This window comes from Enterovibrio baiacu, assembly GCF_004120195.1.
GTDB classification, from domain to species: domain Bacteria; phylum Pseudomonadota; class Gammaproteobacteria; order Enterobacterales; family Vibrionaceae; genus Enterovibrio; species Enterovibrio baiacui.
Genome location: NZ_SCHN01000018.1, coordinates 25,530 through 48,471 on the forward strand (window position 1 = coordinate 25,530; position 22,942 = coordinate 48,471).

Sequence of the window (22,942 nt, forward strand, 5' to 3'; positions counted from 1 at the left end):
ATTGCTTAGCTAGGTCACCTTCACAAGGAAGAACAGAAGAATGAAGAAAACACTGCTTGCCGCTGCAGTCGCAGCGCTATCCCTCCCGCTCACAGGCTGTTTTGAGCGACCAATGGATCTCACCATTGCACACATCAACGATCACCACTCACACCTTGAAGCTGACGACGGCTTTGACATTACGGTAGGTGGCGAGGAAACACGGGTTGAAGTCGGTGGCTTCCCCCGCGTTGTGACCAAAATTCGTGAAATAGACGAGTCCAAACAAAACGTGCTTAAGCTGCATGCGGGTGATGCGATAACGGGCGATCTCTATTACACGCTGTTTGGTGGCGAAGCCGATGCGGCCATGATGAACCAAGTGTGTTTCGATGCGTTCGCGTTGGGTAACCATGAATTTGATGATGGCGATGCTGGCCTGAAAACCTTCCTCGACCAACTGGCAAGTGGCGACTGTAATACCAAGGTGTTGGCAGCAAACGTTCGCCCTGAAGTCGGTGTTTCGCCATTAACGCCAGAAGGAAAATGGGACTCTTTCCGCCCACTAGCCGTGAAAAAAATCAATGGTCAGGCAGTCGGTATCATCGGTATCGATATTGCCACCAAAACCAAAAATTCATCCAACCCTGATGCAACCACTGAGTTTTTGGATGAAACGAAAGTCGCGCAACGCTTTATCAATAAGCTCAAGAAAAAAGGCGTGAACAAAATTGTGCTGCTGACACATTATCAGTACGGAAACGACCTTGAACTGGCGAAGAATCTGTCAGGTGTTGACGTCATTATTGGTGGTGACTCTCATTCTTTGTTGGGGGATTTCGATGAGGTTGGGTTAAACAGCGTGGGGGATTATCCAACGATGGTGACAAACCTTGATGGTGATCCTGTGTGTGTGGCACAAGCCTGGCAGTACGCCTCTGTCGTGGGAGAACTCGACATCAGCTTTGACCGCAAAGGCGTGGTAGAAACGTGTTCCGGCACGCCGCATTTGCTGCTGGGTGATACGTTTAAACGTCGTAATGATGACGGTGAACGTGTCGAGCTTGAAGGCGCTGATCGTGATGCCGTTTACGCAGATATCGAAGAAACCCCAGAACTGACAATCGTCGATAAAGACGCGGATACGCAAACCCTGTTAGACACCTACACACAGCGCATCGAAGAAGAAACACAAACCGTGATTGCCACTGCGACAACGGATTTATGCCTTGAACGTATTCCAGGCCAAGGGAGCAGTTCACTGTGTGATGTGACTGAGACCGAATCGAATGGATCGGATATCTCCAGCGTGGTGGCGAAGGCTTTTATGGCTCAGAGCCTTGAAGCTGACGTTGCCATCCAAAATGCGGGTGGCGTGCGCATTGATGTTCCAATGGGCGATGTCACGATTGCAACGGCGTATCAGTTGCTGCCATTTGCGAACACGCTTGTGAACCTCAACATGAGCGGTGCGGAAGTGAAGCTGGCGCTGGAGCAAGGTGTGGATTACGCGCTGAACCCAGACGGTTCAAGTGGTGCTTATCCTTACGCTTCTGGCCTGCGTTTCGATGTCGATATCTCGAAAACGTTCGGCGAGCGTGTGACCAATATTGAAATCAATTCTCGCTTAGCGGGAGATTGGACTGCGCTGGATACCACCAGCACTGAAGCCAACATTCAAGTGGTGACGAACAACTTCGTTAGCGCAGGACGTGATGGTTACGTTGTGTTTGGCGATGTGACGGATGACGGGCGTGCGGTGGATACTTACCTCGACTATGCGAAGGCTTTCGTGGATTACGCAGAAGCGGTTGGTACGTTGAGCAAGCTACCTTTGGAAGAGTACAGTACCCAGCGTTTCTACGACGCGGATGGAAACCTGCAATAATCACCGTTGTTCTCAAAGAAAAATGCCCGCGAACTGCGGGCATTTTTATCTTGTTTTCTTGGTGTGCGCTGAACGCTGCTGTTAGTAAACTTAACGTTTACACTTGGAAGCGTTTAAAGATCAGAGAAGTGTTCACGCCACCGAAAGCAAAGTTATTGCTCATGATGTAGTCGCAATCAATGTGACGGCTTTCACCTCGAATGTAATCCAGATCGCCACAGGCGGGGTCGATATTTTCCAGATTCAGTGTCGGGCTAAATCGGCCTTCATTCATCATCTCGATAGCAAGCCACGCTTCAATCGCACCACATGCGCCGAGTGTATGGCCAAAATAGCTTTTCATCGAACTGATGGGCATTTGGTTGCCAAAGACGTTTGACGTTGCTTGAGATTCTGCGATATCGCCTTTTTCAGTTGCTGTACCGTGCGCAGACACATAGCCAATTTGAGAGGGGGTTAAGCCTGCGTTTTGCAGTGCCATTTCCATGCAAATTTGCATGGTTTCCATTTTAGGCTGCGTGACATGAGCCGCATCGCAGTTGCTGGCAAAGCCCACCAATTCCGCCAGAATCGTTGCGCCACGAGCAACCGCATGTTCGTAGTCTTCCAGCACCAAGGTGCCAGCACCTTCGCCAATCACAAGGCCATCACGGTCTTTGTCGTACGGGCGCGGTGATGTTTCAGGGGCGTCGTTTCTCAAGCTTGTCGCGAAAAGGGTATCGAACACGGCTGATTCTGTCGGGCAAAGCTCCTCTGCGCCACCTGCAACCATGGCGGTTTGATAGCCGTGTTTAATGGCTTCAAAGGCATACCCAATGGCTTGGCTGCCTGATGTACATGCGCTGCTGGTTGGAATAACGCGGCCTTTTAGACCAAAGAACAAGCCAACATTAACCGCGGTGGTGTGCGGCATCATTTGCACGTAGGTGGTGGCTGTAATGGCTTTGGTGGTTTTGTCATTCAACATGACACCGAAGGCACCGATAGCGGGTGTACTGCCCGTTGATGAGCCATAAGCGATACCTGTGCGACCGTCGGTGAGGGTGTCGCTACCAATCAGCCCGCTCTTAAGCAAAGCGTTCTCTGTCGCCACGGTGGAAAGTTTTGAGACTCGACCCATACCGCGCAGTTGCTTGCGGTTGTAATGCGAAGGCACTTGAAAGTCGCTGATCGGCGCGGCGAGTTTGGTGTTTAGTCCGTCATACTGTTCGTAATCTGGCATGTAACGTACCGCATTTTTAAGCTCATCGAGCTTGGCGCTAACGTCTTGCCAGTTGTTACCAAACGCAGTGACACCGGACATACCAGTGACAACAACTCTGCGGTTCATATGAGGCCTCCATTTACTGAAATGACTTGTCGCGTGACATAGCCTGCGATGTCAGACATGAGGTAGCTGACAAGGCCCGCGACTTCTTCAGGTTCGCCCATGCGACGCAAAGGCACCTGTGGCAACGCGTGTTCTTTGACATGTTCGTCTATCATGCCGGTGTCAATCAAACCGGGTGCAACGCAGTTGACCGTGACTTTTCGTTTAGCCAGTTCTAAGGCCAGAGCTTTTGTTGCACCGATAATGCCTGCTTTCGCTGCGCTGTAATTGGTTTGACCGCGATTGCCCATCATACCTGAAACAGAGGCCATGGTGACAATGCGTCCCCCTCTGCGGCGTTGAAGCATCGGCATGATGCAAGGGTGCAGCACATTGTAGAAGCTGTCTAAGTTGGTATGAACCACGCCATCCCATTCTTCAGCCGTCATGGCGGGGAATGCGGTATCGGCGGTGACGCCTGCGTTGTTCACGACGCCGTAATAGCCGCCGTGTTCTGCAATGTCCGCCTCTAAGGTTTCGCGGCATTGTTCACGGTCGCTGATATCAAAACTGATGAGTCGACCTTGTCCATTTTCAGCCTGAATGGCGGCAAGTGTTTCTTCTGCGCCCGCTTTATCTCGGCCGTAGTGCACCACCACAGAAAACCCATCTTTCGCGAGTTGCAGCGCAATCGCTTTACCGATGCCTTTGCTGGCACCCGTTACAAGCACATCTCTGTTCATTGGGTATCCCTGTTCATCATCTGTTCGAGTTTTTCTTTTGGCGGTACAAATGCGTTGAGCTGCGCGGTGGCGAGTTCAACGCCGTCATGTTCAATTCGGCAAGCAAAAACGGCCATGCCGTTGCTTTCCATCATGTGATCGGCATGAATGTCTAACACCTGTCCCGCAGGAAATGCGCTGGTTTCTGTGTTGTAACGACGACTGCCGAGTAAGAAGCCGACCGGCGGTTCGCCACCTTCATGCCATGCGTGATACCCAGACCACGCTGCAATGGTTTGGGCCATTAATTCAATGCCGACCCAACCTGGAATGGCCTTTATCTCTTGGTCAAAAAAGAGGTTGCTCTCTTTTGAGGTAACGCGGCAGTGAATGTGTTTTTCACCCACATCGATCATGTCGTCGATCAAGATCATGGGTGCTTCGTGAGGAAGCAAATCATTCACGTGAGGTACTGTTTTCATACGTGTCCAAAAATCAGGCTGATATTGTTACCGCCAAACGCAAAGGAGTTGCTCAAAATGGTCGGTTTTTCCAATGTATCGCCGAGTTGCGCCAATCGAATCGGCGCAACATCCGTTGCATGCGCTTGTTGATGTTGTGAAACAGGCAACGGCAGAGCATGCTTCAATACATGCCAGCAAATACTGGCTTCAATGGCACTGGCTGCGCCTAATGTATGTCCCGTCAGCGGCTTTGTCGAACTGACAGGTACGTCTTCACCTAAGGTGCGTAAAATCGCCTTGGATTCCATCGCATCGTTCAATGGTGTAGACGTGCCGTGTGCATTCACATAACCAATGTCACGCGCGGTGAGATGCGCATCGTCCAGTGCTTTTCGCATCGCACGTTCAGCACCATCGCCTTCGGGGTGAGGGGCTGAAATATGGTGTGCATCTGAACTGTCACCCGCTCCAAGCAAAGCAATAGCAGGTTGGTCAGGGGCTAGCGCGGAAGGCTTCTCAAGCGAAAGAAGCATAAAGGCCGCCGCTTCACCGATGTTAATGCCGTTTCGATTTTCACCAAACGGGTTACAAAGTTCAGAGGACACAGAGTCAAGTCCGTGGAAGCCGTTAACCGTTAACGCACACAAACTATCTGCACCGCCCACGATCACCGCATCGGCAAGGCCTGCTTTTAATAACCGTTTCGCCGTCAGGAAAACACGGCCACTCGAAGAGCACGCGGTTGAAACCGTGTAGCGCAACCCCGTTAGGCCAAAATAGTCACTGACGAAGTCTGATAGGTTACCGAGTTCTTGCTGGTGGTAATGGTAAGTTTTTGGGAATTCACCCTGATCAATGTGATGTTTTAACGCGCGCTCACCGTCTGAAATGCCGGAGGTGCTCGAGCCTAATACCACGGCAATGCGATCAGGGCTGAAACGCGCTTTGGCATCATTAACGGCATCAGACAGTTGCAGCAACGCAGAGAGTGCCAGTTGGTTATTGCGTGTCTGCTGATGTGAAGGAAAAGCTTCCAATGACGGTAGTGTGCCCACGGCGCGACCGACGGTCACCATGGTGTCATCGTTCAACCGAAAGCGCTCGCCGGACATACCTGGGCTAATGCCTCGTTTTAAGCTGGAATGAATCTCATCGAGAGTGCTGCCAAGTGCGGAGTGCGCACCGCAGGCATGTATGTAAACGGGAGTCATGAAGTTTACCGCCTTGGTGTTGAAATTAGCGTCCGTTCGGGCTCAGGGTTTTAATCGTAATGCGATAATGTTGTTTTTTGTGTTCATATTGGATGAAGGCTGGCACCGTCCCCAATTTGAAGGGCTCATCATACTGTATTTCAACCACGGTTTCGCCGCTCGTATCACGTAAGATGCGATGCTTATCTTGTTCGATTAGCGCCCAGCCGATGGGCTTGAGATGCGGTGCCCATGCTTCAACTGGCCAGAGTGTAATCATCAAATTCATCAATATTTGTCGGCTGTCTGGCAAAACAATGCCGAGGCCTGCAAGCGCATCTTCTTCGAGTTGACCATTCTCATACGTGGCGGTAATCAGGCGGGTTCCCCATGCCGAAAACCCGACCAGCACCACACGCTCAGGGGTAATTTCTAAATGTACAGGAAGCGTATGTGTCTCGCCTTCCCAATCTGCGTTAATGAGCTGGCTAACACTCACGCTGCCGCCAAATTCTGCCGGGGTGGGTAGGGTGACAGATACCCCTTCGGCCAGTTCAACGCGGTTGTTAGCGTCAGGCGTGCTGAAAAGCGTGGAACAGCCCATAAGGCTCATGGCCAAGGTAATGAGTAGCGCAAATCGTTTGATCATTTGGCGTTAACCTTATCGCTGGTGCGAATCGCGATGGGGGATAGGAGCCAAGCCGCACTGATGCCAACGAGCACCGTAATGCCAAAGCTATGGATCGCCTCTGTGTTGCTAAGAGAAAGGAGTCCGAATGCGAGCAAGGTCGTCAGCGCAGCCAGAGTGTTTGCTACCCACGCGCGGCGACTGTCTTTCTGTTCGGCAAAGAAAAGGGCGTAATCAATGCCTATGCCCATCACGAGGAACAACGCCAGCAAATTAAACAAGTTCATCGGCACGCTGCTCAATGCACCTGCGGCCAAGCCAACGCCTGCCGCCAACACGGGGGCGATAAGGATACGGCACGCGCTTTTCACGCCAAAACGAAGGCTAAGCACGATAAGAATGACGATGCACGACAACCCAATAAGTACGCTGATACGGTGACGATAATCGCCAAACAGACGCGACACCTCCTCCGCTTTGTTCAGCCAAGTGATATGGGGATGATGGGCGATTGATGCCTTTACGTTGGCTGGCGAAGACACATCTTGAAGCAGCACGAGCGCAGCAAACTGATCGTCAATGTCCCCGAGCCAAAGCGGCTGAAACTCGTGACCGCTCGGTGACTGCAAAAAATCACGCAAGGTGAACGGGGTAAACGTTTGCTCAAGAGTCGGTATCTTTGCCAAGCCGAGTTGTTGCGCCAGTTTCTCACCTTGTGAGGCATAAAGCGCTTCAACACGTTGATAATTATCTTTTTGTACAGACAGCGGTGGCACATAGTCCGAGAGGGTTTGGTACCCACGGATGTCTCCAAAGGCCTTGAGCGCATTAAGGGATGGCGTGAGACGGTCGAGTGACGTGAGCACGGCCTGTTCACTGTCGCCTCGCACCAGCAACATAGGTTGGCTGCTTCCAAGGCCGGCAATGTCTTGAATCCGTTGTTCTTGTTGTTTCAACGAGGGAGGCAGTGACTGCAACTGCTGAATGTTGTCATCGTAATCGGCATACCCTAAGCCCAGCGCGCCAATACCGAGTGCAATGCACATGATGCCTCGCTGCCATGAAGCGTTTTGCCAAGGTGCGAGACACCTCGCCGCGGTGTTTTGCCAAGGGAGCGTTCTTTTTTTCGCCGGCTTTGCGGCAAGTAAAGGGTACCAGCACATCACGCTGAGATAAGCACCGATGAGGCCCGCAGCTGAGAAGACGGCAAGTTGTTGAAGGCCGGGGAAAGGCGCGGCAAACATACTCAGGTAGGCAATCAACGTTGAGGCAAGGCCAAAGGTGATTGGAACGGCAACCGCGCGCCAACCTGCTTTGGCGTTCCACTTGTCGCCCATTGCCATTCTTTCGGTTAAGAAATGGAAAGAATAATCAATAGAAACACCGATCAAACTGGCACCAATGACCAGGCTGAACAAGTGAATTTGCCCAAAGACGAGCAAGCTGACGGAAAAGGCGGTGATAACCCCAGAGCCAATGGAAAGCAGCGCAAGGTTAACGGGCAACAAGCTGCGATACACAAACAACACCAAAAGCAAAATGCCCACCATGGAACCGATACCAATGGTGCTGATTTCTGATCGAGCACTCTCTGCGCCAAAGGCCGCGTAAAACACAGCGCCAGTATGCAGAACGTCCACACCGTACTGCGTTTTTAGCTGCGCTTCTGCCTGATATAAATCCGCAAGCTGTTCTTGCATTGGCAAACTGTAGGCACTGCCTGACAGGCTTGCACGCATCAAGGTGTAAGTCTTGCCTTCAAACTGGGTGGTGAGCACATTGTCTTTTAACGTAAAACGGCTGTTTTGCGCACCGAGGTGTAATAAGAAATCGCGGAACAATAAAAAAGGATCGTGCGCGAGCTCTGCCCCGGTGACGCCTGAAAAGGGGTTATAGATGGATTGAATGACATGCGCAGTTTGTGCTGAGGGATTGTCAGCAAGCCTTTGGCGTTGTTCTGTTGTCAGCAGTTGCGCTTTCACAGGCGCAAAGACAGTGCCCCACGCGGTTTGTTCATCGTCAGAAATGTCTGCTTTGACGCTATCAAACAACGGAAGTTGTGTTAGCTGAGAAGCCAGTGCTTTCGTGGCATCAATGGCAATGTTTGGCGAGGCATGTCCGACAAGAATAACAACCTGATCTTCAATGTTCTCCGCGGCTTGTTGAAACGCCTTTTGTGCTAATGGGTCTTGTTGGTTTTTAGGCAGAAGATTGAGGACATCAGTGTCCAACATCGGCAAGTCACTAGGCTGGCGCCAAAGTGCGGTAGCGAAAAGCAAAGCAAGAACAAGCAACCAACCCGTTGCTTTAGTCACCAAATTCACTGTGTTCTTCTTCTGTCAGGTTTGTGGGTTCGAAGGTCACATTGGTAAAGCGAATGTCTGAGTGATCGCCTCTGACTTCGTGCAAGGTAAGTATGTCGATATGCTCTGCGCCTTGAAGCGTGATTTCTTTAAATACCTGAGACAGCGGCGGTTGTTTTGGGGTTAGTACCAATTTCCACTTTTCTGTGGAGCCCGTTAGCTGCAAATCAAACTGTGCTGCCAGTGCGTCTGTATCACCTTGGAACAAAGACAAAAACAAACGGCTGAAATAGAACACCATCGGATTGTCATCCGCATTGACGATATTGTCCGCTTGCCCGGGAATGCGTTGGGTGAGGGTTGTTCCCGTCAGCACCAAGGACAATGGAAAAGGCGTTGTTTGTTGCCATAGCAGACCATGGTGCTGGCTTAACAGGAAGGCACCTTGTGACACCAATGGCATGTCTAACATGGCGAGATGACGCGTTTGGGTAAAGTCGCCACGCGTGATGTCATGAGCCGAAAGGCGTGTTTGTAGGTCAGATAGGGTCAATGCATGTGCGGGAAAGGCACACACAAACAGCAATAACGCAGATAACCAACGGCGGTATTTATTGAGCACTCAGGTACGCCTCGAGTTTTTGGGTAAAAACGGTCGGAGAGACAAAGCACATCTCTTCTGTGTCGATGCTGACGGCCACTTGAATGGTGTGGCCTTTAGTGAGACGTTTTCGCGTAACAGCATCGTAAATCACGTAATCGGTGCGAAGGCGATTTTCCCATTCGGTGAGCTTGGCCGTGACGATGATGGATTGGTCAAACTTGATGGGCTGTACATAGCGAACGGCCGCATCAATGATGGGCCACATATACCCAGACTCTTTCATTGCCATGTAGCCATAATCGAGCTGTTCCATCATGGCGCGACGGGCTTCTTCGAAAAAGCGGAAATAGTTTCCGTGGTAGATCACACCCATAGGATCGGCGTCCTGAAACGCCGTCCTTAGAGTAACCTCAGCCTGTAACGTGGCTTCTGGCATACTAGTAAAGCTCCCATCCTTGATGCTGGATACGATCGATAAAGCGACGTAAATCCTGCTCCAACGGGCGGTCTTCAACCACAAAGTCAAAATCGCTCTGCACGTCTTTCATCATTTGACGAAGTGCAGGGCTCAAGTGATTCATGTTGAGTTCGCCTTTGCGAATACGAATTTCAAGCGCCTGTGTCGCTGCAAGCAAACTTGCAGCGGTGACTTGCTCTGTCAATTCCAACACACGAAGACAATCGCGCGAGGCGATGGTGCCCATGCTGACCTTATCTTGGTTATGACATTCAGTTGAGCGCGAAAAGACACTGGCTGGCATGGTGTTTTTTAGCGCTTCCGCTGTCCATGCTGAAATGCCGATTTGTACCGCTTTAAAGCCATGGTTAATTGGCTTTCTCTCGCCTTCAGCGCCCGTCAGGTTAAACGGCAGTCCATTGTTGAACTTGTAGTCCATCAACTGTGCCATTTGGCGATCAAGCAGATCGGCAATGTTTGCCACGGCGGTTTTCAGTGTGTCCATGGCCATGGCAATGTGGCCACCATAGAAGTGTCCGCCGTGTAAGACGCGCTCGTTGTCACCATCAATGATCGGGTTATCGTTCGCACTGTTGAGTTCGTTTTCGATCATTTGACGCAGCCACGGTAGGGTGTCTTGAAGTACACCGATAACGTGTGGGGCGCAGCGTAGCGAGTAACGATCTTGCAGACGGTCGCTGTTTCGTGGTGGACGATCCGCTTGCAGATCATCACGCAGCCAAGCGGCAATTTGCTGCTGACCTGGGTGAGGTTTCACCGCAAACAAGGCTTCGTCAAAGTGGAAATCGTTGCCTTGCATTGCCAGTGACACCATGGCGGTAATACGCGTTGAAAGTTGGGTCAGGTACTCTGCACGTTTGAATGCAAGACACGCGAGTGCCGTCATGACTGATGTGCCATTCATCATCGCCAAGCCTTCTTTGGGCTTAAGTTTGATGGGCTTAATGCCAAGTTCAGCAAACACGTCTGCCGTTGGGCGAATTTCACCTTTGTAAATCACTTCACGCTCGCCGATAAGGGTCGCGGCAACATAAGAAAGTGGCGTTAGATCGCCACTTGCGCCCACAGAACCTTCTTGTGGAATGCGCGGGGAGATGTCGTGATTGATCAATGTAGTGAGTTGGTTGAGCAATTCCATGCTCACGCCAGATACGCCTTGGGTTAAGGAGTTAAGGCGCGTCGCCAATACCGCTCGGCTTTGAACATGGTCTAGGTTTTGCCCTAGTCCGCAACCGTGGAAACGGGTGAGGTGAAGGGGTAGTTCATCAACAAGAGAAGGCGGAATCGCCACGGTACAAGAATCCCCGTACCCCGTGGTGACGCCATAAATCACGCCTTCTTCTTTCAACAAACGCTCCAAGAATTTGGTGCCGCGGTCAATGCGCGCGCTGAATTCAGGAGAGCTGTTCAATGCAGCTTGTTGTCCATTCGCGATGGCGACAACAGACTCGATGGTGAGCTGATCATCCCCAAACACAATAGGGTTGTCAGAAATCTTATTCATTATTTTTACCCGCTAACTGCCAGAAATTGAAAAAGTTATACCATTGGAGTGGTGCTAAAAGGGTGTAGTGCTCCAAACGCGAAGCGTATTGTTGTACTACGTCTTGAAGTGCTTCTTCTCGCTTTCCGCGAGGCAGTACAATCGGGTCATGAAAAGGTTCGAAGTAGACGTTGAAGTGCGGACCGCTTTCGCTTTGGGCTCTGAGGCCGAAGAGAAGAAATACGGGGGCTTTCAATACCGACGCGAGCACAAATGGACCTTGTGGAAATGGCGCAGGTTGACCAAGAAAATCGGCCATCACAACGCGCCCTTCACGGGTCACTGATGTCCGGTCTCCAACAATGACGATCCATTCCCCTTGATCGATTTTTTGTTGCAACATGATCGCGGTGTCAGGGCCAAGGTTGGTTACTTGAATCAGGTTCACGGCGGAGTCTGGGTTAACAGCTTCCATTACCGAGTTAAATTGAACTGCATGTTCAGTAAACACCAAGGCGTTTATTTTCACACCAGTGTGTCGGCGGCTCAACGCTCTACACAGTTCAATATTTCCCAGATGCGAGCCTAATAACACTGCGCCTTTGCCTTGCGACACAGAGTCATGAAAATGTTCCGCGCCACTTATAGTTAAATTGCTCTCGTCGAAGTCACCTTGCCATGCCGCGAGTTTGTCGAGCATGGTTTCCCCGAAGGATAACAAGTGCTTATACGACGTCATCGTTTCAGGAAATGTGATGTTTTGCTCAGCACAGTAGGCATTCAATCGCGCTAAATATTGCTCAGATGCACGCTTTGCGGATTTGCCTGTTAGCCAGTAATACGCCATGACGACGCGCAGCAGCAGGCTGAAAAAACCACGCCCTAACAAGCGGTAAGATCCTAAGAGGATTTTAATGCCAAGAATGGTGCCACGCTCTTTTTGCGTTGACCAATGTTTGGCTTTTCGGCGTTTTCTGCTGAGCAAATGCGGGATTTTAGGAAACATCGAGAAGAACAATTTGCTGTGCATTTTGCTGATGCGCACGTTGTCTTTCAACGCATCAAAGTGCGAGATACCGTTTTCTGGGTAAATCACCCGAGTATCGACAAACAAGATGTCCGTGTCGTTCCAGTAAAGGCGCACCATGATTTCAATGTCAAAGTCCATGCGCGTGCCAATGGCTGCACCGTCGATGACCGCCAGTGTTTGGGCCAATGGATAGGCGCGAAAACCGCACATGGTGTCTTTTACGGACGTGGAGAGGGTTTCTAACATCACCCAGAAATGCGTGATATAGCGGCCATAGCGGCGAGAGGCTGGAATGGACGCATCATAAATGGGTTTTCCGGACACCAAAGCGCTCGGGTTGTCTTTCGAGGTTTGGATGAGCGCTGGCAATGCCTGTGTGTCATGCTGACCATCGGCATCGATTTGAATCGCATGGGAGTAACCCAGTCTTTGCGCTTCTTTTAGCCCAGCGATGACTGCACCGCCTTTGCCTTGGTTCTCTTTCAATGTCAGCAAAGTGACGTTCGGTGAAAGGGCGGCATAGGCAAGGGCAGATTTGGTATCAGCATTGCTACCGTCGTCTACCAGCAACACGTCAAAACCAAAGGGCATCAACTGCTGAACAACACCATGTACCGTGTTGCCATGGTTGTAGCAAGGGATCAGAAAACAGGGTCGATAACTACTCATACAACGTTAATTACTCACTGTGCCTGACGAAGGGTTACACGGCCTGATGAGTGCGCAGTGGTGCCTGATTGGTAGCTGAAATGCAGTTTCTCTTTGTCTGGATGCCATGTAAGCGTTAGGTCTACTGTGGCATCAGGCAAAATTGGATCTTGGAATTTGATCACTTCCATGCCGCCGAAGGTGCCATCAATGCCAAGGGTATCGCGCGCGTAACGCACCGCCAGATCAATTTGGGTCACGCCAGGGAGAAGTGCGAACACAGGAAAGTGGCCTTTAAAGTCTTCAAGGCTTGCGTCCACTTTTAAGGTCAATGTGGCGGTGTGTTCACCCAATGTTGTATTGAGTAAAGTGGGTTTTCTTTGCATGGTTTACCTGTTACTCGTTCGTCGACGATGCGGGTGAAAATAAAGACTCAATCACCTGTTGCTGTCGTTTTCCCTGACTGTTTTGCGGTATTGCATCAACAAATCGGAATTGGCGAGGAATCGCAATCGGCTCTAACCAATCTCGAAGTTGTTGTCTCAGCGCGAGCTGGAATTTTCCTTTCCCAACGTCGGCAACCTTCTGTTGTCCTTCGGGGGATAATACCACGACTGCGGCGACAACTTGACGTTCATCAAGTGACAAAACCAAAGAAGCGGCATCTGAAATCCACGCATTTTCGCAAAGTCGTTGTTCTATCTCAGATAATGAGACGCGCTTTTCTTCCAATTTTATGACGCGATCTGCGCGGCCTTTTAGCACGAACTGGGTGTCGTTGATGAGGTCGCAAAGATCCGCGGTTTGGTACCACGTATTGGCATCAATGTAGGGAGAGAGCAAGCGCAAGCAGCCGTGTTCATCCAGTTCGGCGCGAATGTCATCAAACAAGTGCCACGGCTGAGTGGAAAGGGTTTGTTGTCTATAGCCAATACCGCCGGTTTCTGTGCTGCCATAGACCTCGACAGGGCGTTGACCGAGTAACTGCTCACTGTGCGTTGAAGCATCAAAAGGAAGCGGGCCGCCGGACGAAAATACCGCGCGGTATTCGTTGTGTTTGCATTGGCCTTCTAAGCGTTTTAGCAACGCCGGGCTACTTATCAGCGTGGCATCGGACTGCGCTGCGGCGGTGACTTGTTCAGGGTAAATCAAATCACTGCATGAGAAGGCACGGCCTGCACTTAATGGCCAAAGCACGCGGAACAACAAGCCATAAATATGCTGGTGGGACACCGTGCTTTGAACACGGGTGTTTGACACGGTATCTCCCCATTGAAATTCTAGTTGGTTTAGCTCTGCTTGAAGTTGACTGAGCTGTTTCACGATGGCTTTCGGCGTCGAACTTGACCCTGACGTAAACAAGGTCAGCGTGACGGCATCAAAAGGGGCAGGGCGTGAAAGATTGGCTTGCGCGTTTAGCTCTGTGCACGGAAGAGACACAGCAGGCGTGTTTGCAAGCAATTGAATGCGCGCATCATGCACAATGGCATCGAAATGCGGGCGCAGTTCATTGAGCGCACCAGGCTGGAGATTGCCAGGAAGCACAATGTCTTTTCTTGCGTGACATAGCGCGAGGAAGGCGGTCGCAAACAGGTAGCTATCATCGAATGCTAACGCCCATCGTTTTTCTTCTTTGGCGTCGAAATACGCCGTAAGTGACGACACGTCATGTTGAAACTGTGCCCACGTTGCTGTGTGATTGTCACTGAACGCAACAGGGTGATCATGCGGACGTTCACACGCCAGCAAATGTGCAAGAGGAATGAGAGACATTAGGACGTCTTAACCCTTTTTCTGACCACAAACTCAATGCCGAACAAAACGCCCGCCGCAACATAGCTTAATAAGCCGTTGTAGAGTGTCCAAGATGTCAGGGGCATAAAACAGGTTGCTAAAGCAATGCTGCCATTCACCAGAAAAAACACACACCAGACTTTGGTGACGTTACGGGTATAACGCACACCGGAAGGTGGGAGGTCGGGATCTTGCAACCGTGCGAGTCGTTCAATCATGGATTGAGATTGAGTCAGACTATAGGCAAACGCTGTCAGCATGACGCTATTGACGGCAACCGGGTAAAACAGCAGCCAATCGTGTTGTCGAAACAGATAACCGAGAGACACGAGCACAATACCGATTGCGCCAGTGACGACAGCGAGGTGTTTCAATGGTCCACGATTGGCTAAATGACCAGAAGCGATGCGAAACCCAAAAAGGATGACGAGCACAAGTGCGAGGGGAGCGATCCCAAAGTTTGAGAGTCCTGCGTATACCGCTAGCGGATAGGCGAGCAACAGCAAGCCCGCTAAAACGGTAAGTAGCCTCATTGGGCTTCAGAAAGCAGATTAACTACGGAATCAACAACGTCTTGTACTGTGCGTACTGATTTAAACTCTTCAGGTTTGATTTTTTTACCTGTGAGGTTTTGCAGATGAACAACCAAATCAACCGCATCAATACTGTCTAAATCAAGTTCTTGGTACAGGTGGGTTTCCAGCGTGATGTCCGCGGGATCGAGCTCAAACAGCTCAACAAGAGCGTCACGTACCTGTTCAAATACTTGGGTTTTGCTTACTTCTGTCATTATTTACTTACGCTTTGTTGGCAGAGATGAACGTAGCCAAGTTAGCGACAGAAGCAAAATGCTCGCGGGTGTTGCTGTCATCAGCATCCAGTACCACGTTGTACGCTTTTTTAATGGCTAGCCCAAGCTCTAGGGCATCAATGGAATCAAGCCCAAGTCCTTCTCCGAAAAGAGGGGCATCGGTTTCAATATCGTCAATAGTCAGATCTTCCAGGTTCAATGCCTCGATGATCAACGTTTTTAGCTCGTTATGTAGTGTATTCACCATAGCCTTCTTATGTTGAGTGTTGATGTTTGGAATTGTCAGTGTTTGGAAATAGTGCCGATGCCAGCGTTTTATTCAGCCGACGAGCAAGTGTCGCTTCCGCTACATCACAATCTGTGAATTCACTCGCGACTATCTTACCTTTCACCTCCACATGAAAAAAGGGTCTCGTGTCTGGAACTTGATACCATTTCTTTTCTTTAGTGAGAAAACTGGGTGTGACGGTGATATGAACGATGCGGATGTCCGTTTGTGTTCTTACGGCAATCTGTGAGGCACCGCGTTGCAACACAGACCGTTCATTGGGTGTGGTGCGCGTGCCTTCAGGAAAAATGAGCAACACGTTGCCGTCGCTAAGGCGTTCACTGCAACGTGAGAAAAGATCGTCAGGGCTGTTATTAGGGATGTAGCCTGCTGCCTTGACGATACCCTTCATAAAAGGGTTATGCCATATGGCTGATTTCACTAAGCAATCGCATTGTGGTAGCTGCGATGCGATAAGTACGTAATCGATCAGGCTTGGGTGGTTGGCGAGGATCAGGCAATTTCTGTCTTCCTTCAGCTTTTCAGCACCCGTAATGCGAAAATTGATCGCACCTGTGTATTTCATGATCAAACAGAACAGCAAAAACGTTTTTTGAATGATCCGTTGTACGCGCTTCTCCCTGTCTTGATGATCCTTTGCAGTAAAGGTCATCAAAGGAAAAACGAGGAAGGTCAGCAGCAATGCACCCAGCCCAAAAAGGCTGAAGCAAAAACCGGTAGCAATAACACGCCATCCTTTGCTGACGGCTGTGATCATTTTTCTACCTGCTTGATGTGCCAGCGCCAAGATTGGCGAGTGCTTTCAATGTCAAAACGGGTGTTGCTCTGAAGCCAGTGCGCATAGAAGGCAAGCCCTTGTGGCAAGGCTTTTTCTTGGGTATCACCACCGTTAACGCCGTTCATTGGATGTCGCTCGATACGGATCTCATCCCCTTTTGTGAGTAACAAACCCAACGCATAGGGTTGGAATGCTTGCTGTTCAAACGCATCGTAAGGTTCAGGGATAGGCGCATCGAAATCGATCACGAGAACGCGGTGTTCAGGGTGTTCGCTGAGATAAATCGCCGCCTCCGTCAGGGCGCAGTGAAAGGTGTCTTCACCCGCCGCCAATGAGGTTGCGGGCACGGGCGTTTTGGTGGCGATAGTGAACAAGCCTGCAGCGGTATTGTGCACCGATTGTGAGAACGCGGTAGGAGAAGCAGGTTCTCCCATCTGTATGTCTCTCAACAGGGTGACGGTGCGTTGCAGCTCACCATGACGGCTCGAAAACACAACGAAATCGATGTGCTCATCGCGAGAAAGCTCAGTGGCAACTTGCACCGCTAACTTGCTGATTGGACTCATTCTACGCTTCATCATGGCGGGAATGGCGTCTGCTCTTGGTGCAGGCGCGTCCTCTGGCCAAGCGTGATTTTGCTGACACCAACTCTCCCATGCCTCAGTGTTTTCAAGGCCTGGTGACAGTGCATTTAGTCGTTGCAGATTGAATTGAATACTACTCATGGGAGGTGCTATAACGTCGTTGATTATGTCATTGATCAATATTCTTACACGTCGATCAATGTTGTAATGCATGATCATATCGTAATCTTCGGTATAGGTAATCAGCCCGCCTGTGAAATAACAAGGAGTGTGTCGTGAAAATTAAAAAATATCTGGTTTTGCTTACTTTGTCTGTCTTGTTAGTTGGTTGTGGTCGCGTGCAGCCGATCCGAAATGTTGAAAACGCGCCTATTGCGTACAACCTGCCAGCTGCAAGCGTGAAGCAAGTCATTATTGAGTCTGGGTCAAACCGTGGATGGGTGATGACTGAGATTGAGCCTGGTGTTATTCGTGGCGAACTGTTTGTGCGTTCACACAGTGCCGTCATTGATGTGAAGTACAGCGATAAAGTGTATTCCATTCATTATGTCGACTCTGACAATTTAAAATACAGCGATGGAAAGATTCACCGTAATTACAATCGCTGGATCAACAACCTAGATGTAGATATTCGTAAAAAGCTTTCAATGTTGTCTGCATCTCAAAAGTAACTGATGTTAAGTAGTAGGTTTTAATTTGAATTCTTTTGATGTGGATACCATTAGCGCATTTGATGCTAAGACCGAGGCGCAAAAGCTAGCTTTTGCGCCGATTGTTTTTCATACCGCCAGAACGTTACGTGATCTTGGTATTTTGAAAGCGCTCGATGATGCTGGCGCTGAAGGCTTGGATGCCGTGCACCTTTCTGAGGTGACAGGTGTGTCTGAATACGGCGTGAAAGTGCTGCTCGATATGGCCTTGTGTGCAAAGTTGGTGACGTGGCATGAGCCTCAATATCGCATCGCTAAGATTGGCCACTTTGTGCTGCATGATGGCATGACGCGCGCCAACATGGATTTCACCGCAGACGTGTGTTACGCCGCGATGGCGCATCTCACTGACGCCATCAAAGAAGGTAAGCCTGCGGGATTGAAAGAGCTGGGTGAGTGGAGCACGATTTACGAAGGCTTATCTGAATTGCCTGAAAAGGCCAAAGAAAGCTGGTTCCAGTTTGATCATTTCTACTCTGATCGCTCGTTCCCATTGCTACTTAAAAAAGTGTTCGCGCGCTCACCGAAAAAGATTTTCGATATCGGCGGTAACACGGGCAAATGGGCAATGCAGTGTTGTCACCATGATGACAACGTTGACGTCACCATCATTGATTTGCCGAAGCAAATCGATATGGCGCTAGAAAACGCCAAACAGCAAGGGTTTGAAGGCCGAATTCATGGTCATCCATTTGATGCGTTGAACGCGTCTTTGGCACTGCCGCAGGGCGCAGACGTGTGGTGGATGAGCCAGTTCCTTGATTGCTTTTCACCGATGGAAATTCTCAGTATTCTCCGTCGCGTTAGGCAAGCGATGGCGCCGGACGCAGTGGTGTATATTCTTGAGCTGTTTTGGGATGCGCAAAAATATGAAGCGGCGTCGTACAGTTTGAATGCGACCTCGCTATATTTTACGTGTCTGGCGAACGGCAACAGCCGTTTTTATCGCTGCAATGAATTCCTTCAAATTGTGGAGGAAGCGGGGTTTGACGTGGTGGAGCAAACGGACAATATCGGTTTGGGTCACACCCTATTAGAATTAAAAGCACGCTAAAAAGGTGTGTCGGCAAGCCGTGTTTAACGGCTTGCGCGTTGGTGTTATTGAGCATGGTTTTTATTAAGGAGAGATGTCGTTGAGCCGTGAATCCACAGAGGTGGTCATTATTGGTGCGGGGCCTTCTGGTTCTATCGCCGCTGCGTTATTGCACCAACAAGGCGTGAAGGTGCTGGTGTTAGAAAAAGCGACCTTTCCTCGATTCTCTATTGGGGAGAGCCTTCTCCCTGCCTGTATGGAATCGCTTAAAGCGGCCAACATGCTCGATGCGGTGAATAGCGCCGGTTTCCAATTTAAAAATGGGGCGGCGTTTAACTGGCAAGGACAGTACACCGCCTTTGATTTCACCGACAAATTTTCGCTCGGCGAGGGCACGACGTACCAAGTGCAACGTGCGCAGTTTGATAAAGTGCTTGCTGACGAAGCGGAGCGCCAAGGCGTGGAAATTCGTTACCAGCACGAGATTCTCTCCGTTGACCTGTCTTCGGATTCTCCGGTTCTATGCGTTAAAGACGAGCACGGGTTGGAATATCACGTTGAAGCCAAGTTTATCCTTGATGCGAGTGGTTTTGGGCGTGTGCTGCCACGATTGCTCGATTTGGAATCGCCGTCTTGCTTGCCGCCACGCAAAGCCATCTTTACTCACATCATCGACAACATTGAAGATGATGAATACGACCGCGATAAAATCCTTATTTCAGTCCATCCGACATCAAAAGATGTGTGGTATTGGTTGATCCCGTTCAGCAACGGTTCCTGTTCGTTCGGCGTTGTGGGTGAGCCTGAGTTCTTTGACCGTTATCCTGATAATCACTTAGAAGCGTTGGCTGAACTTGCTTCTGAAGAGCCGCGTTTAAGCGCGTTGCTGAGCAAGGCTGATTATCCGAACCCGTCTGGCACCATTGGTGGCTACTCCGCGAATGTGTCTACCTTGGCGACAAAGCAGTTTGCATTGCTTGGCAATGCGGGTGAGTTCCTTGATCCTGTATTCTCCTCAGGTGTAACCATCGCCATGAAATCTGCTGAACTGTCTGTTGCGACGCTTTTGCGCCAATTAAACGGTGAGTCAGTGGATTGGCAGTCAGAATACGCAGAACCCTTGCTGAAAGGTGTTGATACTTTCCGCTGCTACGTCGAAGGTTGGTACAAAGGCACGCTGCAAGATGTGATTTTCTACCCGTCGCCTGATCCGAAAATTAAACAAATGATCTGCTCGATATTGGCAGGGTACGCATGGGACACCGATAACCCTTACGTGAAAAATCCTGAGCGACGATTGAGTGCACTTGCCGAGATATGTGCGGCAGAGTGAGAAGTACAAAACAAAAAGCCACTGTTTCCAGTGGCTTTTTTAATGGGCGTTGTTCTGACGTTAATCGCTAAGATTGATAGCCTTAGCTGTTTTCTAAATAAGGCTCAGCTTGTTGGCGAATGTTGTCCAGCTCATCCATCAGCTCAAGCAGTTCAGGCTCCACATCTTCGATGGAAGCATTGGCTTTGAGCGCGCTTTCTAAATCAAAACAAAGCTTTTTCAACTTAGGCACACCGCTGTATGCACAGCTGCCGTGAAGCTTGTGGATCACCGGCAGTAAATCAATCACTTCGCCGTTCAAACTGCGCTGAACAATGTCTTCCACCGCAGAGAATGAACGCACCAACATGTGCAGCATTTCCTTGGCTAAGGCTTCTTTACCCGCCGCTTGTTTCATGGCGAGAGACCAATCGACGCTCAGCGACATGTTGCCATTGTTCGACGCTATCAGCGGCGTGGTGGGCTGAAACGCGTCGGCGTGTGTGTGCGTCCATTGGTGCAGCACTTGCTCAAGAATGTGCTCTTCAATCGGCTTGGTGAGGTAGTCATCCATGCCTTCAGAAATTAATCGCTCACGTTCGCCCGACATTGCATGCGCTGTCACAGCCACTATCGGGGTGTATTGATTGAGCGGTGTTTTACGAATTTCCTGACTTGCTGTCACACCATCCATTTCTGGCATTTGAATGTCCATCAAGATCAAATCGAAGTGGCGCTCTTTGGCTTTTTCTAACGCCGTCGTGCCGTCCGATGCGGTAACGACATGGGCAACGCGTTCCTTGAGCAAGGCTGTGATCAACTTGAGGTTGGCAGGGTTATCATCCACGGCCATCACAGTCACGGGCGTTTTGCTCAAATGCACTTCGGTGACAGGTGGCAGCAGTTTGAGTTCTTGAACGGGCCCTTGGAGCTGCTCTATTAACTTGCGTACCGACAGCGGTTTCGCCAAACAGGCGGCGACACCTGATTGCAGAAGCTGCTCTGATAGCGCCAGTTCTGTCGTTGGCAAACAGAAAATCACTTTCTCTGCCACGTCGTCAGCGTTGCTTGCCCAATCGAGCAACTGTTCCGGCTCGGGCACATCGTTAGCGTCAATGCAGTAAAGCGCGAAGGTGGTACGCTCGAAGGTGTCAGGTCGTTTCGGATAGCTATGCACGACCAGACCAAGCTGGGTCAATCGTTCACTCAACACATGTCGGCTTTCGCCGTCCGGTTCAATCAACAGCAGCGATTTGCCTTGAAGGGCGGTGCTATCAATTGGCTGAATCAATGGCAGATCGGTATGCATCAGCGACAGCGTAAACCAGAAGGTTGAGCCCTGATGCAATCGGCTATTGAAGCCGATGTCGCCACCCATTTGCTGTACTAGCTTCTGCGTGATGACAAGGCCAAGGCCTGTGCCGCCATAGCGGCGGCTGATGCTGGTATCAGCCTGACGAAATGCTTGGAATAACTGAGCTTGTTGGCGTTCAGAAATGCCGATGCCGGTGTCGCGGATAACAAACTGAAGCTCAAGGTTTTCGTCACGGTTCTGTTTCAACTCCACGCTGACATTGATGTGGCCGCGTTCGGTGAATTTGGTGGCGTTACCGATAAGGTTCGTCAGCACTTGCTGGATGCGCAGTGGATCACCAATCACACCTGGAGGGATGCGTGGGTCAATGCGAAGGTTCAGTTCCAAGCCTTTCTCATGAGCCATTGGCGCGAGAAGGCGCATCACTTCATCGAGTGAGTCTTCAAAATCGAACGGAATGTTTTCCAGCAGCAATTTGCCTGCTTCGAGCTTAGAAAAGTCGAGGATGTCATTGATGATGGTCAGCAAGTTATTCGCCGATTTCTCAATGGTTAGTAGGTAATCTTGCTGACTGCTGCTGAGTTGGGTTTTCAACATTTGGCGCGTAAAGCCGATGACCCCATTGAGCGGCGTACGAAGTTCATGGGACATGTTCGCCAAAAATTCCGACTTCACTCGCGCGGCTTCCTGCGCATTTTTCTTCGCAATATCGAGCTCGACGTTTTGAATCTCGAGCTGTTCGAGCGTCTCACGAAGATCGGATGTTGCTTGATCGATGCTTTGCTGCATTTCCAAATGGTATTCAGACAAGGAGATCGCCATGGCGTTGATACCGTTCTTCAAGGTATCCAGCTCACCCAATAATTTGCCTTCAATCCGAACATCGAGATGCCCACGACGGATGCGGTCGATCATATTTACCATTTGGGTGATGGGATGAGTGACATCCATCAGCAAGCGATAAGCGAAGAAGCTCGAAAGGATGATGCCGAGCAGTAGCACGACACAGACTGAAATGACTTCTTGGTATTGTTGCAATCGCACGGTGGAGAGATCCATCTCCATGGCGATGTAACCAATGGGTTGCTCGTTATCAAGATTGGTATTGAAGCGCCCTATGGCGCGGATTGGGGCGCGAAGTAACAGGCTATCTTGAAGGCGAACCACTTGAAGTTGGTTTGGGATCGGTAAGTCTCGCGGCACGGCGAGAGAATCAAGGTTTCGGTGATAATTCGACGTCACGAAGAGATCATTTTGCCCTGAAAACACCGCAATACTGCGCACGTATTTGCTGTGTTGCTTGTGGGTGTGGCCAATTAACCGGCGCACGTTTTCGCGGCTCTCATTGGCAAGGCCGATTTCACTGGCGATGGCCAAAGGCTCAATAATGGCCTGACCGGTGACGCTGAGTTGATTCTCAAGTTCTTGGTAGCGATTTGAAATGAAAATCGCACTTAGCAACACACCGACAATCAGGGTCGGTGCAATCGTGAGGGTTATTACTCTGGCGCGAAGTCCGTATTTGGTCATGCTGCTTGTTCTGTGGGAGAATTGACGTCATTTTTAGACGTACCTGAGTTATATTCTAAC

General features: G+C 50.2%; 22 protein-coding genes. 4 read left to right on the forward strand and 18 right to left on the reverse strand.

Annotation, left to right across the window (positions count from 1 at the left end; genetic code table 11):
• Positions 1-40: 40 nt before the first annotated feature.
• Entirely contained in the window at positions 41-1,867 is a 1,827-nt protein-coding gene (gene nadN / locus EQP46_RS18685) for an NAD nucleotidase (RefSeq protein ID WP_129495090.1), read from the forward strand.
• 97 nt (positions 1,868-1,964) lie between these two features.
• Here the strand turns inward: nadN and EQP46_RS18690 are convergent, their stop codons facing one another.
• From EQP46_RS18690 to EQP46_RS18770, 17 genes are read right to left on the reverse strand one after another with little or no spacing between them, the layout of a single operon-like run.
• Positions 1,965-3,197 (reverse strand): beta-ketoacyl-ACP synthase, encoded by a 1,233-nt coding sequence (locus EQP46_RS18690; protein WP_129495091.1) that lies wholly within the window; start codon positions 3,195-3,197, stop codon positions 1,965-1,967.
• Entirely contained in the window at positions 3,194-3,919 is a 726-nt protein-coding gene (locus EQP46_RS18695; RefSeq protein ID WP_129495092.1) for a 3-ketoacyl-ACP reductase FabG2, read from the reverse strand. Before EQP46_RS18695 ends, EQP46_RS18690 begins: the two co-directional genes overlap by 4 nt.
• A complete protein-coding gene (locus EQP46_RS18700) occupies positions 3,916-4,380 on the reverse strand; it encodes a hotdog family protein (RefSeq protein WP_129495093.1) in 465 nt (154 codons plus the stop codon). The genes EQP46_RS18695 and EQP46_RS18700 overlap by 4 nt, the downstream gene beginning before the upstream one ends.
• On the reverse strand, positions 4,377-5,573 hold the full coding sequence (locus tag EQP46_RS18705; RefSeq protein WP_129495094.1) for a beta-ketoacyl-[acyl-carrier-protein] synthase family protein: 1,197 nt from the start codon (positions 5,571-5,573) through the stop codon (positions 4,377-4,379). The genes EQP46_RS18700 and EQP46_RS18705 overlap by 4 nt, the downstream gene beginning before the upstream one ends.
• 25 nt (positions 5,574-5,598) lie before the next feature.
• Positions 5,599-6,201 (reverse strand): DUF3261 domain-containing protein, encoded by a 603-nt coding sequence (locus tag EQP46_RS18710; protein WP_129495095.1) that lies wholly within the window; start codon positions 6,199-6,201, stop codon positions 5,599-5,601.
• Positions 6,198-8,504 carry an MMPL family transporter gene (locus EQP46_RS18715; RefSeq protein WP_240671769.1) on the reverse strand — a complete coding sequence of 769 codons (2,307 nt, stop codon included), beginning with the start codon at positions 8,502-8,504 and terminating at the stop codon, positions 6,198-6,200. Before EQP46_RS18715 ends, EQP46_RS18710 begins: the two co-directional genes overlap by 4 nt.
• Positions 8,488-9,105 carry an outer membrane lipoprotein carrier protein LolA gene (locus EQP46_RS18720; RefSeq protein WP_129495096.1) on the reverse strand — a complete coding sequence of 206 codons (618 nt, stop codon included), beginning with the start codon at positions 9,103-9,105 and terminating at the stop codon, positions 8,488-8,490. The genes EQP46_RS18715 and EQP46_RS18720 overlap by 17 nt, the downstream gene beginning before the upstream one ends.
• Positions 9,095-9,523 (reverse strand): acyl-CoA thioesterase, encoded by a 429-nt coding sequence (locus EQP46_RS18725; protein WP_129495097.1) that lies wholly within the window; start codon positions 9,521-9,523, stop codon positions 9,095-9,097. The genes EQP46_RS18720 and EQP46_RS18725 overlap by 11 nt, the downstream gene beginning before the upstream one ends.
• 1 nt (position 9,524) lies before the next feature.
• Positions 9,525-11,069 (reverse strand): HAL/PAL/TAL family ammonia-lyase, encoded by a 1,545-nt coding sequence (locus EQP46_RS18730; protein WP_129495098.1) that lies wholly within the window; start codon positions 11,067-11,069, stop codon positions 9,525-9,527.
• Entirely contained in the window at positions 11,062-12,747 is a 1,686-nt protein-coding gene (locus EQP46_RS18735; RefSeq protein WP_129495099.1) for a glycosyltransferase family 2 protein, read from the reverse strand. The genes EQP46_RS18730 and EQP46_RS18735 overlap by 8 nt, the downstream gene beginning before the upstream one ends.
• A 14-nt stretch (positions 12,748-12,761) precedes the next feature.
• Entirely contained in the window at positions 12,762-13,112 is a 351-nt protein-coding gene (locus tag EQP46_RS18740; protein ID WP_129495100.1) for an ApeI family dehydratase, read from the reverse strand.
• A gap of 10 nt (positions 13,113-13,122) precedes the next feature.
• Positions 13,123-14,499 (reverse strand): AMP-binding protein, encoded by a 1,377-nt coding sequence (locus tag EQP46_RS18745; RefSeq protein WP_129495101.1) that lies wholly within the window; start codon positions 14,497-14,499, stop codon positions 13,123-13,125.
• Entirely contained in the window at positions 14,499-15,053 is a 555-nt protein-coding gene (locus EQP46_RS18750; RefSeq protein WP_129495102.1) for a COG4648 family protein, read from the reverse strand. The genes EQP46_RS18745 and EQP46_RS18750 overlap by 1 nt, the downstream gene beginning before the upstream one ends.
• Positions 15,050-15,310, reverse strand: coding sequence for an acyl carrier protein (locus tag EQP46_RS18755; RefSeq protein WP_028022969.1), 261 nt, complete (start codon positions 15,308-15,310; stop codon positions 15,050-15,052). The genes EQP46_RS18750 and EQP46_RS18755 overlap by 4 nt, the downstream gene beginning before the upstream one ends.
• A 7-nt stretch (positions 15,311-15,317) precedes the next feature.
• Entirely contained in the window at positions 15,318-15,575 is a 258-nt protein-coding gene (locus EQP46_RS18760; protein ID WP_181163560.1) for a phosphopantetheine-binding protein, read from the reverse strand.
• Positions 15,576-15,585: 10 nt separating this feature from the next.
• Entirely contained in the window at positions 15,586-16,377 is a 792-nt protein-coding gene (locus tag EQP46_RS18765; RefSeq protein ID WP_129495103.1) for a lysophospholipid acyltransferase family protein, read from the reverse strand.
• Positions 16,374-17,201, reverse strand: a complete 828-nt coding sequence (locus EQP46_RS18770; RefSeq protein ID WP_129495104.1) for a beta-ketoacyl synthase chain length factor — start codon at positions 17,199-17,201, stop codon at positions 16,374-16,376. The genes EQP46_RS18765 and EQP46_RS18770 overlap by 4 nt, the downstream gene beginning before the upstream one ends.
• Positions 17,202-17,257: 56 nt before the next feature.
• Between EQP46_RS18770 and EQP46_RS18775 the strand changes: the two genes are divergently transcribed.
• The 3 genes from EQP46_RS18775 to EQP46_RS18785 all read left to right on the forward strand — a co-directional run bounded on the left by EQP46_RS18775 (position 17,258) and on the right by EQP46_RS18785 (position 20,058).
• Complete coding sequence (locus EQP46_RS18775) at positions 17,258-17,653, forward strand: hypothetical protein (protein WP_129495105.1); 396 nt, start codon at positions 17,258-17,260, stop codon at positions 17,651-17,653.
• Positions 17,654-17,678: 25 nt separating this feature from the next.
• The gene (locus tag EQP46_RS18780) at positions 17,679-18,746 is read left to right on the forward strand and encodes a methyltransferase (RefSeq protein ID WP_129495106.1); all 1,068 of its coding nucleotides are present in this window, start codon (positions 17,679-17,681) and stop codon (positions 18,744-18,746) included.
• A 73-nt stretch (positions 18,747-18,819) separates the two neighbouring features.
• Positions 18,820-20,058: an NAD(P)/FAD-dependent oxidoreductase gene (locus EQP46_RS18785; RefSeq protein WP_129495107.1), complete on the forward strand. Its 1,239-nt coding sequence runs from the start codon at positions 18,820-18,822 to the stop codon at positions 20,056-20,058.
• Between the two features lie 82 nt (positions 20,059-20,140).
• On the opposite strand, the gene barA is transcribed toward EQP46_RS18785, so the two are convergent.
• Positions 20,141-22,882, reverse strand: coding sequence for a two-component sensor histidine kinase BarA (barA, locus tag EQP46_RS18790; protein ID WP_129495108.1), 2,742 nt, complete (start codon positions 22,880-22,882; stop codon positions 20,141-20,143).
• Positions 22,883-22,942: the final 60 nt, after the last annotated feature.

Coding starts and splice junctions, on each gene's coding strand:
- nadN (WP_129495090.1), top strand. CDS start 41: ATGAAGAAAACACTGCTTGCCGCTGCAGTCGCAGCGCTATCCCTCCCG.
- EQP46_RS18690 (WP_129495091.1), bottom strand. CDS start 3,197: ATGAACCGCAGAGTTGTTGTCACTGGTATGTCCGGTGTCACTGCGTTT.
- EQP46_RS18695 (WP_129495092.1), bottom strand. CDS start 3,919: ATGAACAGAGATGTGCTTGTAACGGGTGCCAGCAAAGGCATCGGTAAA.
- EQP46_RS18700 (WP_129495093.1), bottom strand. CDS start 4,380: ATGAAAACAGTACCTCACGTGAATGATTTGCTTCCTCACGAAGCACCC.
- EQP46_RS18705 (WP_129495094.1), bottom strand. CDS start 5,573: ATGACTCCCGTTTACATACATGCCTGCGGTGCGCACTCCGCACTTGGC.
- EQP46_RS18710 (WP_129495095.1), bottom strand. CDS start 6,201: ATGATCAAACGATTTGCGCTACTCATTACCTTGGCCATGAGCCTTATG.
- EQP46_RS18725 (WP_129495097.1), bottom strand. CDS start 9,523: ATGCCAGAAGCCACGTTACAGGCTGAGGTTACTCTAAGGACGGCGTTT.
- EQP46_RS18730 (WP_129495098.1), bottom strand. CDS start 11,069: ATGAATAAGATTTCTGACAACCCTATTGTGTTTGGGGATGATCAGCTC.
- EQP46_RS18735 (WP_129495099.1), bottom strand. CDS start 12,747: ATGAGTAGTTATCGACCCTGTTTTCTGATCCCTTGCTACAACCATGGC.
- EQP46_RS18740 (WP_129495100.1), bottom strand. CDS start 13,112: ATGCAAAGAAAACCCACTTTACTCAATACAACATTGGGTGAACACACC.
- EQP46_RS18745 (WP_129495101.1), bottom strand. CDS start 14,499: ATGTCTCTCATTCCTCTTGCACATTTGCTGGCGTGTGAACGTCCGCAT.
- EQP46_RS18750 (WP_129495102.1), bottom strand. CDS start 15,053: ATGAGGCTACTTACCGTTTTAGCGGGCTTGCTGTTGCTCGCCTATCCG.
- EQP46_RS18755 (WP_028022969.1), bottom strand. CDS start 15,310: ATGACAGAAGTAAGCAAAACCCAAGTATTTGAACAGGTACGTGACGCT.
- EQP46_RS18765 (WP_129495103.1), bottom strand. CDS start 16,377: ATGATCACAGCCGTCAGCAAAGGATGGCGTGTTATTGCTACCGGTTTT.
- EQP46_RS18770 (WP_129495104.1), bottom strand. CDS start 17,201: ATGATCATGCATTACAACATTGATCGACGTGTAAGAATATTGATCAAT.
- EQP46_RS18785 (WP_129495107.1), top strand. CDS start 18,820: ATGTCGTTGAGCCGTGAATCCACAGAGGTGGTCATTATTGGTGCGGGG.
- barA (WP_129495108.1), bottom strand. CDS start 22,882: ATGACCAAATACGGACTTCGCGCCAGAGTAATAACCCTCACGATTGCA.